General features: G+C 74.4%; 13 protein-coding genes. 1 reads left to right on the forward strand and 12 read right to left on the reverse strand.

Annotation, left to right across the window (positions count from 1 at the left end):
• Positions 1-4 precede the first annotated feature (4 nt).
• The 8 genes from BMY88_RS12930 to hisD form a co-directional block, all read right to left on the reverse strand.
• The gene (locus BMY88_RS12930) at positions 5-664 is read right to left on the reverse strand and encodes a response regulator transcription factor (protein WP_091943765.1); all 660 of its coding nucleotides are present in this window, start codon (positions 662-664) and stop codon (positions 5-7) included.
• Positions 661-2,196, reverse strand: coding sequence for a sensor histidine kinase (locus tag BMY88_RS12935; RefSeq protein WP_244524655.1), 1,536 nt, complete (start codon positions 2,194-2,196; stop codon positions 661-663). The genes BMY88_RS12930 and BMY88_RS12935 overlap by 4 nt, the downstream gene beginning before the upstream one ends.
• Positions 2,186-2,503 (reverse strand): hypothetical protein, encoded by a 318-nt coding sequence (locus tag BMY88_RS12940; protein WP_091943769.1) that lies wholly within the window; start codon positions 2,501-2,503, stop codon positions 2,186-2,188. The genes BMY88_RS12935 and BMY88_RS12940 overlap by 11 nt, the downstream gene beginning before the upstream one ends.
• A gap of 75 nt (positions 2,504-2,578) precedes the next feature.
• Positions 2,579-3,259 carry an imidazole glycerol phosphate synthase subunit HisH gene (gene hisH / locus BMY88_RS12945; RefSeq protein WP_091943772.1) on the reverse strand — a complete coding sequence of 227 codons (681 nt, stop codon included), beginning with the start codon at positions 3,257-3,259 and terminating at the stop codon, positions 2,579-2,581.
• A 70-nt stretch (positions 3,260-3,329) separates the two neighbouring features.
• A complete protein-coding gene (locus tag BMY88_RS23855) occupies positions 3,330-3,506 on the reverse strand; it encodes a hypothetical protein (RefSeq protein ID WP_170861092.1) in 177 nt (58 codons plus the stop codon).
• Positions 3,507-3,512: 6 nt separating this feature from the next.
• Positions 3,513-4,109, reverse strand: a complete 597-nt coding sequence (gene hisB, locus BMY88_RS12950; RefSeq protein ID WP_091943774.1) for an imidazoleglycerol-phosphate dehydratase HisB — start codon at positions 4,107-4,109, stop codon at positions 3,513-3,515.
• Between the two features lie 5 nt (positions 4,110-4,114).
• Positions 4,115-5,251 carry a histidinol-phosphate transaminase gene (locus BMY88_RS12955; protein ID WP_244524656.1) on the reverse strand — a complete coding sequence of 379 codons (1,137 nt, stop codon included), beginning with the start codon at positions 5,249-5,251 and terminating at the stop codon, positions 4,115-4,117.
• Positions 5,248-6,552, reverse strand: a complete 1,305-nt coding sequence (hisD, locus tag BMY88_RS12960; RefSeq protein WP_091943777.1) for a histidinol dehydrogenase — start codon at positions 6,550-6,552, stop codon at positions 5,248-5,250. Before hisD ends, BMY88_RS12955 begins: the two co-directional genes overlap by 4 nt.
• A gap of 167 nt (positions 6,553-6,719) precedes the next feature.
• Here hisD and BMY88_RS12965 point away from each other — a divergent pair, with 167 nt between their 5' ends.
• Complete coding sequence (locus BMY88_RS12965) at positions 6,720-7,568, forward strand: LON peptidase substrate-binding domain-containing protein (protein ID WP_091943779.1); 849 nt, start codon at positions 6,720-6,722, stop codon at positions 7,566-7,568.
• A 231-nt stretch (positions 7,569-7,799) separates the two neighbouring features.
• On the opposite strand, the gene BMY88_RS12970 is transcribed toward BMY88_RS12965, so the two are convergent.
• The 4 genes from BMY88_RS12970 to BMY88_RS12985 all read right to left on the reverse strand — a co-directional run bounded on the left by BMY88_RS12970 (position 7,800) and on the right by BMY88_RS12985 (position 13,595).
• Positions 7,800-8,453: a DUF2567 domain-containing protein gene (locus BMY88_RS12970; RefSeq protein WP_091943781.1), complete on the reverse strand. Its 654-nt coding sequence runs from the start codon at positions 8,451-8,453 to the stop codon at positions 7,800-7,802.
• Positions 8,454-8,547: 94 nt separating this feature from the next.
• Positions 8,548-12,108, reverse strand: coding sequence for a DNA polymerase III subunit alpha (gene dnaE / locus BMY88_RS12975; protein ID WP_091943783.1), 3,561 nt, complete (start codon positions 12,106-12,108; stop codon positions 8,548-8,550).
• Between the two features lie 204 nt (positions 12,109-12,312).
• Positions 12,313-12,822, reverse strand: a complete 510-nt coding sequence (locus BMY88_RS12980; protein ID WP_091943785.1) for a GNAT family N-acetyltransferase — start codon at positions 12,820-12,822, stop codon at positions 12,313-12,315.
• The gene (locus BMY88_RS12985; protein ID WP_091943787.1) at positions 12,819-13,595 is read right to left on the reverse strand and encodes a CPBP family glutamic-type intramembrane protease; all 777 of its coding nucleotides are present in this window, start codon (positions 13,593-13,595) and stop codon (positions 12,819-12,821) included. Before BMY88_RS12985 ends, BMY88_RS12980 begins: the two co-directional genes overlap by 4 nt.
• Positions 13,596-13,600 lie beyond the last annotated feature (5 nt).

The following is a 13,600-nucleotide window of genomic DNA, read 5'->3' on the forward strand; positions in this document are numbered from 1 at the left end:
CGTCTCAGCCGACGAGCCGGTACCCCATCCCGCGCACGGTCTCGATCCGCTCCGGGCCGAGCTTGCGCCGCAGGTACCGCACGTAGACGTCGACGACGTTGGATCCCGGGTCGAAGTCGTAGCCCCACACCGAGCTGAGCAGCTGCTCCCGGGAGAGGACCTGCCCCGGGTGCCGCAGGAAGGTCTCGGCCAGGGCGAACTCGCGGGCGGAGAGGTCCACCGTGCGCGGGCCGACCGTGGCCCGCCGGGTGCGCAGGTCCAGGGCGAGGTCGCCGGCGGTGAGGACCGTGATCTCGGCCGAGCGGGCGCCGGCCAGCCGCAGCCGTACGCGCGCCAGGAGCTCCTCGAAGCGGAACGGCTTGGGCATGTAGTCGTCGGCGCCGCCCTCGAGGCCCGCGACGGTGTCCTGCACGCTGTCGCGGGCGGTCAGCACGACCACCGGGACGGCGTTGCGCTCGGCCCGCAGGGCGCGGAGCACGGCGAACCCGTCCAGCACGGGCAGTCCGATGTCCAGGACGACGAGGTCGAACTCCCCGCTGCGCGCCCGGTCCAGCGCGGACAGCCCGTCACCGACCACCGCCGTGGCGAACCCGTTGGCCCGCAGGCCCTTCTCGATGAACGAGGCGATGCGCGGCTCGTCCTCGGCGATCAGCACCGCGCTCATCGGGGGCCTCCCTCGGGGTCGGGGTCGGGGCAGTCGGGATCGTCCGGGCCCTCGGGAGCCAGGGCGTCGTCGTCCGGGCCCGGGTCGTCCGGTGGCGCGGGGCGGGCCGGCAGGACCAGCCTGAACGTCGCGCCCTCGCCCGGGCGGCTGAGCAGCTCCACCCGGCCGCCGTGGGCGGCCGCGATCGCCTGCACCACCGCCAGTCCCAGCCCCGCCCCGTCGGTGCGCCGGGCCCCGCCCTCCCCGCGGGCGAAGCGGTCGAACACGCGCGCCCGGTCGCCCTCGGCGACACCCGGGCCCGTGTCGGCGACCCACACCCGCAGGTCCCCCGCAGCGATCCGGCTCCCGACGGTGATCCGGTCGCCGGGGCGGGTGTAGTGCGCCGCGTTGTCGGCGAGCGCGACCACCGCCTGGGTCACCCGTTGCGGATCGAGCAGCAGGTCGGCGTGGGCGGTGTCACCGAGCCGCCAGTCCCGGTCGCCGAGCCGGCGCACCTTGCCCAGCACCTCGGTGGTGAGCGCGGCGACGTCGACGGGCTGGAGGCGGACGAACTGCGGCTGCTCGGCGCGGGCCAGCAGGAGCAGGTCGGAGACCATCCGGTTCATCCGGCCGAGCTCGTCGTCGACCAGGGCCACCGTCTCGTGGACGTCGTGGGGATCGCCGGGGTCGAGGACCTCCAGGTGCCCGCGGACGATCGTGATGGGCGTCCGCAACTCGTGGCCGGCGTCGTCGAGGAAGCGGCGCTGGGCCGCGACGCCGCGCTCCACCCGGTCGAGCATCGCGTTCACCGAGCGCGCCAGGTCGGCCAGCTCGTCGTCGGCGCCCTCGGGCACCGGGATGCGGCCGGAGAGGTCGGTCTCGGTGATGCCGGCCGCGGTGGCGGCCACCTGCCGCACGGGCCGCAGCACGCGCCCGGCGACCACCCAGGCCCCCGCGGCGGCGAGCACGAGGGTGACCGCCCCGACGCCGAGCATCAGCTGCGCCACGTCGTCGGCGGCCTGCCGCTCCTGGTCGGCGAAGTAGGCCACGACCACGACCCCGCGGGCCGGATCGCCGTCGAGGGTGAGGGGGACGGCGAGGTAGCGGACCTCGCCCGCGCCGCTCTCGTACCGCCCCGCGGCCGGTTCGGTCACGTCCCCGACGAGCCGGGTGAACGCGGCGTCGGCGCTGAGCAGGACGGGCGCCTCGACCCGGCTCTGGAAGCGGTAGACGCCGTCGACGTAGCCGAGGAACTTCTCGTTGGGCCGGGCCAGGTTGTAGGTGATCACGGTCCGCAGGACGTCGGCCACCGAGCCGAACGGCTCCCCGGTCTCCGGGTCGAGCCCGGTCCCGACGATCTGGGTGAACTCGACGACCTCGGCCTGCAGCGCGGAGTCCATCCGCTCGTCGATCTCGGACACCAGCAGCCGCCACGTCACGAAGGTGACCAGCCCCAGCGCGAGCAGGACCAGGAGCAGGACCCACCCGATGATCCGGGTCCGCGCCGCCCGCGGCGTCCACCGCCGGCTCCGGATCCGTTGCTCAGTCGTCACCGTCGGGCCCGCCGTCCCCGGTGGCGTCGTCGTCCCCGTCGTCGGTCGGGTCGTCGTCGGGTCCGTCCTCGTCGTCATCGTCGTCGTCGTCGACCGGCGGCGGCGGGACGACGTCGGTCGAGGGCGCGGGCCTCCCCGTCGCCGGCGGGACCGGCGCCGGGCCCGGGGCACGGTCGGGGACGACGATCGGTGCGGGCGCGCCGGGCGGGCCGGCGTCCGCCGGGCGCAGCGCCGCCCAGCCACCCCAGCCGAGCGCGATCAGCGCCGCGACGGCGAGCAGCGTCAGGACGACCGGCCGGGAGCGCACGGCCGACAGCCTGCCCGCAGCGGGTGGCCGGCCGGTGAGACGGGGATGAGAGCGCTCTCATCCCCGCCGGGCCGATCAGAGCGTGTTCAGCCAGTTGGTGAGCAGCCGCGCGCCGGCGTCGCCGCTCTTCTCCGGGTGGAACTGGGTGGCCGACAGGGCGCCGTTCTCCACGCCCGCGACGAACCGGTCGCCGTGCTCGGCCCACGTCACCCGCGGCGGCCGGAGCGCGGAGTCCGCGCCGTCCTGGCCGAGGGTGAACTCGCGGACGCCGTAGGAGTGCACGAAGTAGAACCGCTCGTCGGCCAGGCCGTCGAACAGCACCGACCCCTCGGGGGGCTGGACGGTGTTCCAGCCCATGTGCGGCAGGACCGGGGCCTGCAGCGGCTCGACGACGCCGGGCCACTCGCCGCAGCCCTCGGCGTCGTGACCGTGCTCGACGCCGCGCTCGAACAGGATCTGCATGCCCACGCAGACCCCGAGCACCGGGCGCCCTCCGGCCAGCCGGCGGCCGATGACCCGCGGCCCGTCGACGGCCCGCAGGCCGTCCATGCACGCGGCGAAGGCGCCGACGCCCGGGACGACCAGACCGTCGGCGTCGAGCGCGGCGGCGGAGTCGGCGGTGACCGTCACGTCGGCGCCCACCCGGGCGAGGGCGCGCTCGGCCGAGCGCAGGTTGCCCGACCCGTAGTCGAGGACGACGACCTTCTTCTTCACGCCTGCCACGGTACCGACGAGCACCGCGGTGCCGTCGCGCATTCCTCGGTCCTGGCTCTCCTGCAGGGGCCCGCCGCGAGCGTGCGAGCGGTGGGGGGCAGGAGGTCCTTGCTCACACCAGGCGGAGGATCCCCGAGGCCGTGGCGAGGACGGCGGCGATGAGCAGGATGCCCGCGAACCCGACCTGCGGGCCGCTGCGCCCCTGCGGGCCCGGGTCCGCCCGCCAGGTGCTCCAGGCGCCGCCGATCAGGAAGCCGCCCAGGACGAGCAGCAGGATGCCGGTGTTCACGCGGGACTACAGGGCGCCCTTGGTGGAGGGCACGCCGCTGGTCCGCGCGTCGAGGGCGACGGCGGTGCGCAGGGCCCGGGCGAGCGCCTTGAACTGGCCCTCGACGATGTGGTGGGCGTCGCGGCCGGCGTAGAGGACCCGCACGTGCAGGGTGATCCGCGCGTTGAACGCGAAGGTCTCCAGGACGTGCCGGGTGAGCGACGTCGGGTAGTCCGGCCCGATCATCGGGGTCATGTTCTCGGGCTCGGCGTGCACGAAGAAGGGGCGGCCGGAGAGGTCCACCGCCGCCTGCACCAGGACCTCGTCCATCGGGATCGTGGCGTCGCCGTAGCGGGTGATGCCCTTCTTGTCGCCGAGGGCCTGCGCGAAGGCCTGGCCGAGGGCGATCGCGACGTCCTCAACCGTGTGGTGCGCGTCGATGTGCAGGTCGCCGTCGGCCTGCACGGTGAGGTCGATGCCGCTGTGCCGGCTCAGCGCGGTGAGCATGTGGTCGTAGAACCCGACGCCGGTGCTGACCGAGCTCGTGCCGGTGCCGTCGAGGTCGACCTCGACGACCAGCTTGGTCTCGCTGGTGGCGCGCTCCACTCGTGCGGTGCGGTTCATGCCGTTCAGTCTCCCAGGCGGTGGGCGGGTGCCACCTCACCCAGGGCGGTGAGGAAGGCCTCGGTCTCGGCGGGGGTGCCGGCGGTGACCCGCAGCCAGCCGGGGATGCCGACGTCGCGGACGAGCACATCGTGGTCCAGCAGCGCCTGCCAGGCGGCGCGCGCGTCGGCGAAACGCCCGAAGAGCACGAAGTTGGCGTCGCTGGGCACGCTGGTCAGCCCCAGCCGGGGCAGCTCGGCGACGATCCGGTCGCGCTCGGCCTTGACGGCGTCGACGGTGGCCAGCAGCGCGTCGGTGTGCGCCAGCGCGGCCCGGGCGGCCGCCTGGGTGAGCGCGGACAGGTGGTAGGGCAGGCGGACGAGCTGCAGCGCGTCCACCACGGCGGGGTCGGCGGCCAGGTAGCCCAGCCGCAACCCGGCCATTCCGAAGGCCTTGCTCATCGTGCGGCTGACGACCAGCCGCGGCCGGTCGGGCAGCAGGGCCAGGGCCGACGGCGTCCCGAGCCGGGCGAACTCGGCGTAGGCCTCGTCGACGACGACCATGCCCTGGGTAGCGGCGTAGAGCGCCTCGACGGTGGCCGGCTCGACCGCCGTGCCGGTCGGGTTGTTCGGACTGGTCACGAAGACGACGTCGGGCCGCAGCTCGCGCACCTGGGCGACCGCGGCGTCGGCGTCGATGGTGAAGTCGGCGCGGCGGTGCCCGTCGATCCAGGCGGTCCCGGTGCCGGCGGCGATGATCGGGTGCATCGAGTAGGACGGCGTGAAGCCCAGCGCGGTCCGGCCGGCGCCGCCGAAGGCCTGCAGGAGCTGCTGCAGCACCTCGTTGGACCCGTTCGCCGCCCACACCTGCTCCGGCCCGACGCGGTCCCCCGCGGTCCGGGTCAGGTAGGCCGCGAGGTCGGTCCGCAGTGCGACGGCGTCCCGGTCGGGGTAGCGGTTGAGCTCCACCGACGCCTCCGCCAGCGCCGTCGCCAGGTCGGCGAGCAGCTCCGGGGGCAGCGGATAGGGGTTCTCGTTGGTGTTCAGCCGGTGCGCGACCTTCAGCTGCGGGGCGCCGTAGGGGGTCTTCCCGCGCAGCTCCGGCCGCAGCGGGAGCGCGTCGACGGACGTCAGCTCGGCCGGGCCGTCCTGCGTCGCCGTCATGCGCGCTGCCGCGCCCGCACCGCCGCCGCGTGGGCCGGCAGGTCCTCGGCGCCGGCGAGGGCGTCGATGTGGCCGGCGACCTCGGCCAGCGCCCGCTCGTCGTAGTCGACGACGTGGATGCCGCGCAGGAACGACTGCACGGACAGGCCGCTGGAGTGCCGCGCGCAGCCGCCGGTGGGCAGCACGTGGTTGGAACCGGCGCAGTAGTCGCCCAGGGAGACCGGCGAGTAGGCGCCGACGAAGACGGCCCCGGCGTTGCGCACCCGCGCGGCGACCGCGCGCGCGTCGCGGGTCTGGATCTCCAGGTGCTCAGCGGCGTAGGCGTCGACCACGCGCAGGCCGGCCTCGACGTCGTCGACCAGGACGATGCCGGACTGGCTGCCCTCGAGCGCCGTGGTGATCCGGTCGGAGTGCTTGGTCGCCGCGACCTGGCCGGGGACCAGGGCCAGGACGGCGTCGGCCAGCTCCTCGCTGTCGGTGACCAGCACGGCGCCGGCGAGCGGGTCGTGCTCGGCCTGGCTGATCAGGTCGGCGGCCACGTGCACCGGGTCGGCCGTGTCGTCGGCCAGGATGGCCACCTCGGTGGGGCCGGCCTCGGAGTCGATGCCGATGAGCCCGCGCAGCAGGCGCTTGGCCGCCGTCACGTAGACGTTGCCGGGGCCGGTGACCAGGTCGACCGGCTCGCAGGAGCCGGCGCCGTAGCCGAAGACGGCGATCGCCTGGGCGCCGCCGACCGCGTAGACCTCGCCCACGCCGAGCAGCGCGCAGGCCGCGAGCACGCCCGGGTCGGGCAGCCCGCCGTTGTCGCGCTGCGGCGGGGAGGCGACGGCGATCGACTCGACGCCGGCGATCTGCGCCGGGACGACGTTCATGACCACGCTGGACAGCAGCGGCGCGAGCCCGCCGGGCACGTAGAGGCCGACGCGGCGCACCGGCACCCACCGCTCGGTCACGGTGCCGCCGGGCACGACCTGGGTGGTGACGTCGGTACGGGCCTGGTCGGCGTGCACCCGCCGGACCCGGGCGATGGCCTCCTCCAGCGCGGCGCGCACCGCCGGGTCGATCGTGGCCAGGGCCTCGTCGATGGCGGACTGCGGCACCGCGAAGTCCTCGCTGTCCACGCCGTCCAGCCGCGCGGTGATCTCCCGGACGGCCTGGGCGCCGCGCACCCGCACGTCCTCGCACAGCGGGCGGACGGTGGTCAGCACCGAGTCGATGTCGGTGGCGGCGCGCGGCAGGAGATCGGAGAGCTCGCGCACCCCGGGCAGCGCGGATCCGCGCAGGTCGATGCGGCTGAGCACGGGGATGCCTCCGGGCAGGGGCGAGGGGACGGCGACCTCCCAGGGTAGTCGCCGCCCGCCGTGGCTCCCACGGTCCCCGTGCACCGCCCGTGTCCCCGCGCGTTCCCCCGGTGGGCCGTGCGTCGCCCACCGCGGGGCGCCGGAGCGGAGGGCCCTAGGCTCGCCGCGTGGGTCAGGTCATCCCGCTCTTCCCCCTGGGCACGCCCCTGTTCCCGGGCGTCGTCCTGCCCCTGCGCATCTTCGAGCCCCGCTACCGCCGGCTCATGCGCGACCTGCTCGTGCAGCGGGCCGAGGAGCGCACCCCCGGCTTCTTCGGCGTCGTCGCGATCCGGCAGGGCTGGGAGGTCGAGCAGGTGGCGCCGGCCGAGGCGCTCTACGACATCGGCTGCACCGCCCGGCTGCAGTCGGTGCGGCCGCTGTCGGACGGCGGGTTCTCCGTCGTCACCGTCGGCGGTGACCGGTTCCGGCTGCTCGACGTGCTGGTCACCGAGGACCCGCCGTACCTGCAGGCCGAGGTGGAGTGGCTCGCCGACGAGGAGGCGGCCGAGGAGGCCGCCGGTGACGCCGACGGCCTGGTCGGGCTGCCCGGCCAGGGTCCGCTGGGCCCGCCCGACGAGGCGGCCGCGGCCGGTCTCGACGAGCTGGTCAGCTCCGTGGCCCGGGGCTCGATGGACGTGCTGGTGCACGGCGTGGGCGACCTGTTCGCCCGCTACGTCGCCGCGGTCGCCGCGCTGCGCGGCGGCGACGGCGAGGACGTCGACCAGGCCCCCACCGACGAGGAGAGCGCCGCGCTGATGGAGGCGGTGGGCGACGACCCGCGGGCGCTGTCCTACCTCGTGGCCTCGGCCGCGCTGCTGACCACCGAGGACCGGCAGGCGCTGCTCGCGGAGTCGGCGACCCGGCGCCGGCTGGCGACCGAGTCCCGGCTGCTGCGCCGCGAGCTGACGCTGCTGGAGACGATCGGCGCGGTGCCGGCGCCGTTGCAGCGCTTCGCCGGCCCGCGCAGCGTCAACTGAGCCCCGCGGGCGCCCCCGCGGCGCTCGACGTCACCGACTCGCGCCGACCGTCCGCCGTCCGCCGTGCGCGCGCCACCGTCCGCGCGCCACCGTCCGCGCGCCATTGCGGGTCTTGTGCAGCCGTTGCGGGTCCTGCAGCACCCTCAACGGCGGTACGACGCCCGCAATGCCACCGGGCTCGACTCCTGCCGCACCCGCCGCATCGCCGGCCGCCACGGGCCGGCGGTCGGGTCAGCTCCGGCGCGGGTCGTCCGCGGCAGCGCGACCGAGGTCGTCGCGCGAGGCCAGCAGGGTGGCGACCACGTAGACCAGGACGGCGACGAACGGCGCCACCGTCAGCGCCGGCGTCGACGCCAGCTCCAGGCGGGTGGTCACGGTGGCACCGACGTCGTCGAGCTCCGCGGCGTCCGGTCCGGGACCGAGCAGCTCGCCGAGCTGCCACGCCAGCAGGCCCGCCATCCCGGTGCCGACCGCCAGGCCGGCCAGCAGGGCGACGCCGCGTCGCCGGCGCAGCAGCCACCCGGCGATCCCGGCGAGCAGGCCGAGCCCGGCCATGATCAGCACGAAGACGGCATCGTCGGCGGCGAACAGCTCGGCGGAGGTGTCGCCGAGCGGCTGGACGCCGTCGGCGACCACGCGGTAGTCCTCCCGGGGCGCCAGCAGCCACCACATCAGACCGGCCGGGATCCCGGTCAGCGCGAGGACGGCGGTCAGCCGTGCGGCCGGCAGCAGGTCGGCGCGGAGCTCGGCGCGGCCGCCCGGGCGGCCGGCCGCGATCCAGGACCGGCGGGCCGGACGGTCGTCCCGGGCCGCGCCGGTGCCTGCCGCGGCGCCCGGCTCGGCGGCCGACTCGGTGGCCGGGGCCGGGCCGGCGGTGTCGTTCACGCCCCCAGTGAACCTCCCCGGCTCGGTCACGGTGCCGCCGCACCCGCCCGGCCGGTCACCGGGGGTGGGGCCGGAGCCAGGGCAGGGGCGCACATCAGAGGAGGGCGACGCTGGTCGGCCCGAGCAGCGCCTTGATGTCGCCCATCAGCGCGGTGCTCGGCCGCACGCGCAGCCCCTGGTCCAGCCGCAGCACGGTCTCGCGGCCGCCGTTGATGAGCTTCAGCTGGACCTCCGTGGTGCCGGGGTGGCTGCCGAGCACCTCGCGGAGCCGCTCCACCACCGGCGGGGTGCAGCGCGCCGCGGGCATCGAGACCAGGACGGGCCCGCGCGGCCCCTCGGTCAGCTCGGGGACCGTCACCTCCGAGCCGAAGATCGACGGCTGGTCGTCGCGCCGGCTGACCCGGCCCTTGACCACGACGATCTGGTCGCGGACGACGCGCTCGGACACCTCGGCCCAGGTCTTGGGGAAGAACAGCACCTCGATGCCCGACTCGAGGTCCTCCAGCGTGGCGATCGCCCACGGCGCGCCCTGCTTGTTGGTCCGCGGCCCGACCGCGGTGAGGATGCCGGCGACCGTGACGTTCGCGCCGTCCTCCACCCCGCCGGCGTTGATCTCGGCGATCGGGGTGTCGGCGTGCGAGGTCAGCACGTGCTCCACCCCGTGCAGCGGGTGGTCGGACACGTAGAGGCCGAGCATGTCGCGCTCGAACATCAGCCGCTCGTTCTTCGACCAGTCCGCCGTCGGCACGGTGATGTCGAGGGCACCGGCGAACGGGTCCTCTGCCTCGCCGTCGGCGCCGAAGCTGCCGAAGAGGTCGAACTGGCCCTCGGCCTCCTTGCGCTTGAGGCCCATGGCCGAGTCGACCGCCTGCGCGTGGACGGCGACGATCCCCTGCCGCGAGTGGCCCAGCGAGTCGAACGCACCCGCCTTGGCGAGGGACTCGATGACCTTCTTGTTGCATGCCACCGTGTCGATCTTGCGCATGAAGTCGGCGAAGTCCTTGAACGCGCCCTTCTCCTCGCGGGCCCGGACGATCGAGTCGACGACGTTGTGGCCGACGTTGCGCACCGACGCCAGGCCGAAGCGGATGTCGGTGCCGACGGCGGTGAAGTCCCACGACGACTCGTTGACGTCGGGCGGGAGGACCTTGATGCCCATCCGCCGGCACTCGGCCAGGTAGACCGGCCGCCGGTCCTTGTCGTCCTGGACGCTGGTCAGCAGCCCCGCCATGTACTCGGCCGGGTAGTTGGCCTTGAGGAACGCCGTCCAGTACGAGATCAGCCCGTACGCGGCCGAGTGCGCCTTGTTGAAGGCGTAGTCGGCGAAGGGGACGAGGATGTCCCAGAGGGTCTTGACCGCGGCGGCGGAGAAGCCGTTGGCCTTCATCCCGGCCTCGAAGCCGACGTACTCCGCGTCCAGGACCGACTTCTTCTTCTTGCCCATGGCGCGGCGCAGCAGGTCGGCCTTGCCGAGGGAGTACCCGGCGACCTTCTGCGCGATCGCCATGACCTGCTCCTGGTAGACGATCAGGCCGTAGGTCTGCCCCAGGATCTCGTCCAGCGGCTCGGCGAGCTCCGGGTGGATCGGGGTGATCTCCTGCTGGCCGTTCTTGCGCAGCGCGTAGTTCGTGTGCGAGTTCGCACCCATGGGCCCGGGCCGGTACAGCGCGCCGACGGCCGAGATGTCCTCGAAGTTGTCCGGGCGCATGAGCCGCAGCAGCGACCGCATCGGCCCGCCGTCGAACTGGAAGACCCCCAGCGTGTCGCCGCGGCCGAGCAGCTCGTAGGTGGCCTTGTCGGTGAGGTCCTTGCTGATCTCGTCGAGGTCGATCGGTGCCTTGCCGTTCAGGACGATGTTGCGCAGCGCGTCGTCCAGGACCGTCAGGTTGCGCAGGCCCAGGAAGTCCATCTTCAGCAGCCCGAGCGTCTCGCACGTCGGGTAGTCGAACTGCGTGATGATCGCGCCGTCGGCCTCGCGGCGCATGATCGGGATGCTGTCGACCAGCGGGTAGCGGCCGATGATGACGCCGGCGGCGTGCACGCCCCACTGGCGCTTCAGCCCCTCGAGCTTGCGGGCCTGGTCGACGACCTCGGCGGCGCCCGGGTCGGACTCGTAGCGGGCGCGGAACTCCGCGGCCTCCTTATAGCGCTCGTGCTTGGGGTCGAAGACCCCCGACAGCGGGATGCCCTTGCCCATCACGTCCGGCGGCATGAGCTTGGTCAGCTCGTCGCCCACCGAGAACGGCCGGTCGAGCACGCGGGCGGCGTCCTTGATCGCGGCCTTCGCCTTGATCGTGCCGTAGGTGACGATCTGGCTGACCCGCTCCTCGCCGTACTTCTGCGAGACGTACTGGATGACCTCGCCGCGGCGGCGGTCGTCGAAGTCGATGTCGACGTCGGGCATCGACACGCGCTCGGGGTTGAGGAACCGCTCGAAGATCAGGCCGTGGGCCAGGGGGTCGAGGTCGGTGATCCCCATCGCGTAGGCGGCCAGCGACCCGGCGGCCGAGCCACGCCCCGGACCGACGCGGATGCCGTTGTCCTTGGCCCAGTTGATGAAGTCGGCGACCACGAGGAAGTACCCCGGGAAGCCCATCTGGCAGATGATCCCGGTCTCGTAGTCGGCCTGCTTGCGCACGTGGTCGGGGATGCCGCTCGGGTACCGCTTGTGCAGGCCGCGCTCGACCTCCTTGATGAACCAGGAGGTCTCGTCCTCGCCCTCGGGGAGCGGGAAGCGGGGCATGAGGTCCGCGCCCTCGGTGAACTGCACCTCGCACTGCTCGGCGACGAGCAGCGTGTTGTCGCAGGCCACGCGGAGGTCGCCGTCGAACAGCGCGCGCATCTCGGCGGAGCTCTTGAGGTAGTAGCCGTCGCCGTTGAACCGGAAGCGGTTGGTGTCGGCCAGCCGCGATCCGGTCTGGATGCACAGCAGCGCGTCGTGCGCCTGCGAGTCCTCCTTGTGCGTGTAGTGCAGGTCGTTGGTGGCCAGCAGCGGGATGCCGAGGTCCTTCGCGATCGCCATGAGCGCCGGGCGGGTCTTCTTCTCGATCGACAGCCCGTGGTCCATCAGCTCGGCGTAGAAGTTCTCCCGCCCGAAGATGTCCTGGAAGTCGGCCGCGGCCTGGCGGGCGCGGTCCTCCTTGCCGGCGCGCAGCCACATGTTGACCTCGCCCGAGGGGCAGCCGGTCGTGGCGATGAGGCCCTTGCCGTAGCGCTCCAGCAGGTCGCGGTCGAAGCGCGGCTTGCGGTACTGCCCCTCGAGGCTGGCGAGCGAGGAGATGCGGAAGAGGTTGTGCATCCCCTCGGTGGTGCGGGCCAGCAGCGTCATGTGCGTGTACGCGGCCTTGCCGCGGTTGTTCCCGCCGTCGCCCTCCTCGTCGAGGAGCTTGTCGCCGAAGTCGAACGGCGCCCGGTCGAACCGCGACCCGGGGGTGTAGTAGCCCTCCATGCCGATGATCGGCTTCACGCCGGCTGCGTTGGCCTGCTTGTAGAAGTCGTAGGCACCGAAGACGTTGCCGTGGTCGGTCATCGCCAGCGCCGGCATTCCCTGCTCGGCGGCGGCCCTGGTGACCTCCGGCAGCTTCGCCGCGCCGTCCAGCATCGAGTACTCGGTGTGGACGTGCAGGTGGACGAAGGAGTCGGACTGGCTGCTCACGGGCGGTCGTGCTCCTCGGTGGTCGTGCGTGCCCGGCCGTCGGCGTGCCGGCGGGCGACCGGTGGGGAAGACCGGCGTGCGGGGGATCTCGGCCGGCTCACCCCAGCGGGGGCCCCGGGGGGCCGACCCCGATCCTCGCACTGAGAGGTGTCTACGCCGAGGGTCTGACGGAACGTGTCCCGGGCCCGCGAGGGGTCCGGTCCGTCACACCGGCGCGGCCGGCGACGCCGTGCCCCCGTCGTCGTCGTCGTCGTCGCCGTCGCCGTCGCCGTCGCCGTCGCCGTCGTCCAGGCTCCGGCGCATGGGAACGTGCCGGATGCCGGCCTCCTCGAACTCCTCGCCCACCGTCGCGTAGCCGGCCCGCTCGTAGAACCCGCGCGCGGTCACCTGGGCGTGCAGCTCGACCTCGGCGAGGCCCAGCCGCCGGGCCTGCCGGTGCAGCTCGGCGAGGACGGCGGCCCCGTGGCCGGTGCCGCGCGCCGCGGCGTCGACCGCCATCCGGCCGATGACCCCGCGCCCGTTCCGCTCGAACAGCCGCCCGGTGGCGACGACGCGTCCCTCGGCGTCCCGGCTGACCGCGTGCACGGCCACGGCGTCGGTGGCGTCCTGCTCGTGCTCGGCCGCGACGCCCTGCTCCTCCACGAACACCCGGGTGCGCACCGCCGTCAGGGCCGCCCGGTCGGCGGGCCCGGCCGGCTCCGCCCGCGGCCTCACCGCACGCCCGCCGGGGGCAGGGCGCGCGTGGGCACGGCCAGGAACCGCAGGTCGATCAGCGCGTGCAGCAGCACCGGCAGCAGCAGCGACCCGCTGTCGAGGTAGATCGCGGCCATCACCGCGCCGAGCAGGCCGGTGACCAGCACGCCGCCCGCGCCCTGGTAGGCGTGCGCCACCCCGAAGGCCACCGCGGCGACGGCGATCAGCACCGCCGTCGGCGGCCCGCCCGCGACCGCGGAGACGACGGCCAGGAAGAAGCCGCGGTACAGCCACTCCTCGCAGATGCCCGCCGTCAGCCCGACCGCGGTGAACAGCCGCCGCTCCCCCGGGGTCCGCGGCAGCAGCGCCAGCGTCGAGTGCATCGAGGGCTCCGCGTGCCGGCCCGCGCCCTCGGCCGGCGCCGGAAGGTGCGTCAGCGCGCCGCCGCGCAGTGCACGCGTCGAGGCGACGACGAACGCCACCACCAGCAGCGCCAGCGCCGTCGCCAGCGGGCCGGGCCAGCCGTCCGGCCAGCGCAACCCGACCGCCGCGGCGTCCACCTCCGGCGCGGACAGCCAGATCACCAGCGCGAGCAGCGCCAGGCCCCACTCCAGGACCAGCAGCCGGGCGTAGAAGGACCGCCGCGCGCCGGCGTCGGTGCGCAGCCGCCCCTCGAAGCGGCGGTGCAGCACCGCACCCACGACCGGCTCCCCCACCACCAGGTAGCCCGCGACGACGACGGCCGACAGCGCCGCCGGACCGTAGTCGGCGAGCGACGTCGGCAGCGCGTCCACGCCTC

This window comes from Trujillonella endophytica (assembly GCF_900110555.1).
Lineage (GTDB): Bacteria > Actinomycetota > Actinomycetes > Mycobacteriales > Geodermatophilaceae > Trujillonella > Trujillonella endophytica.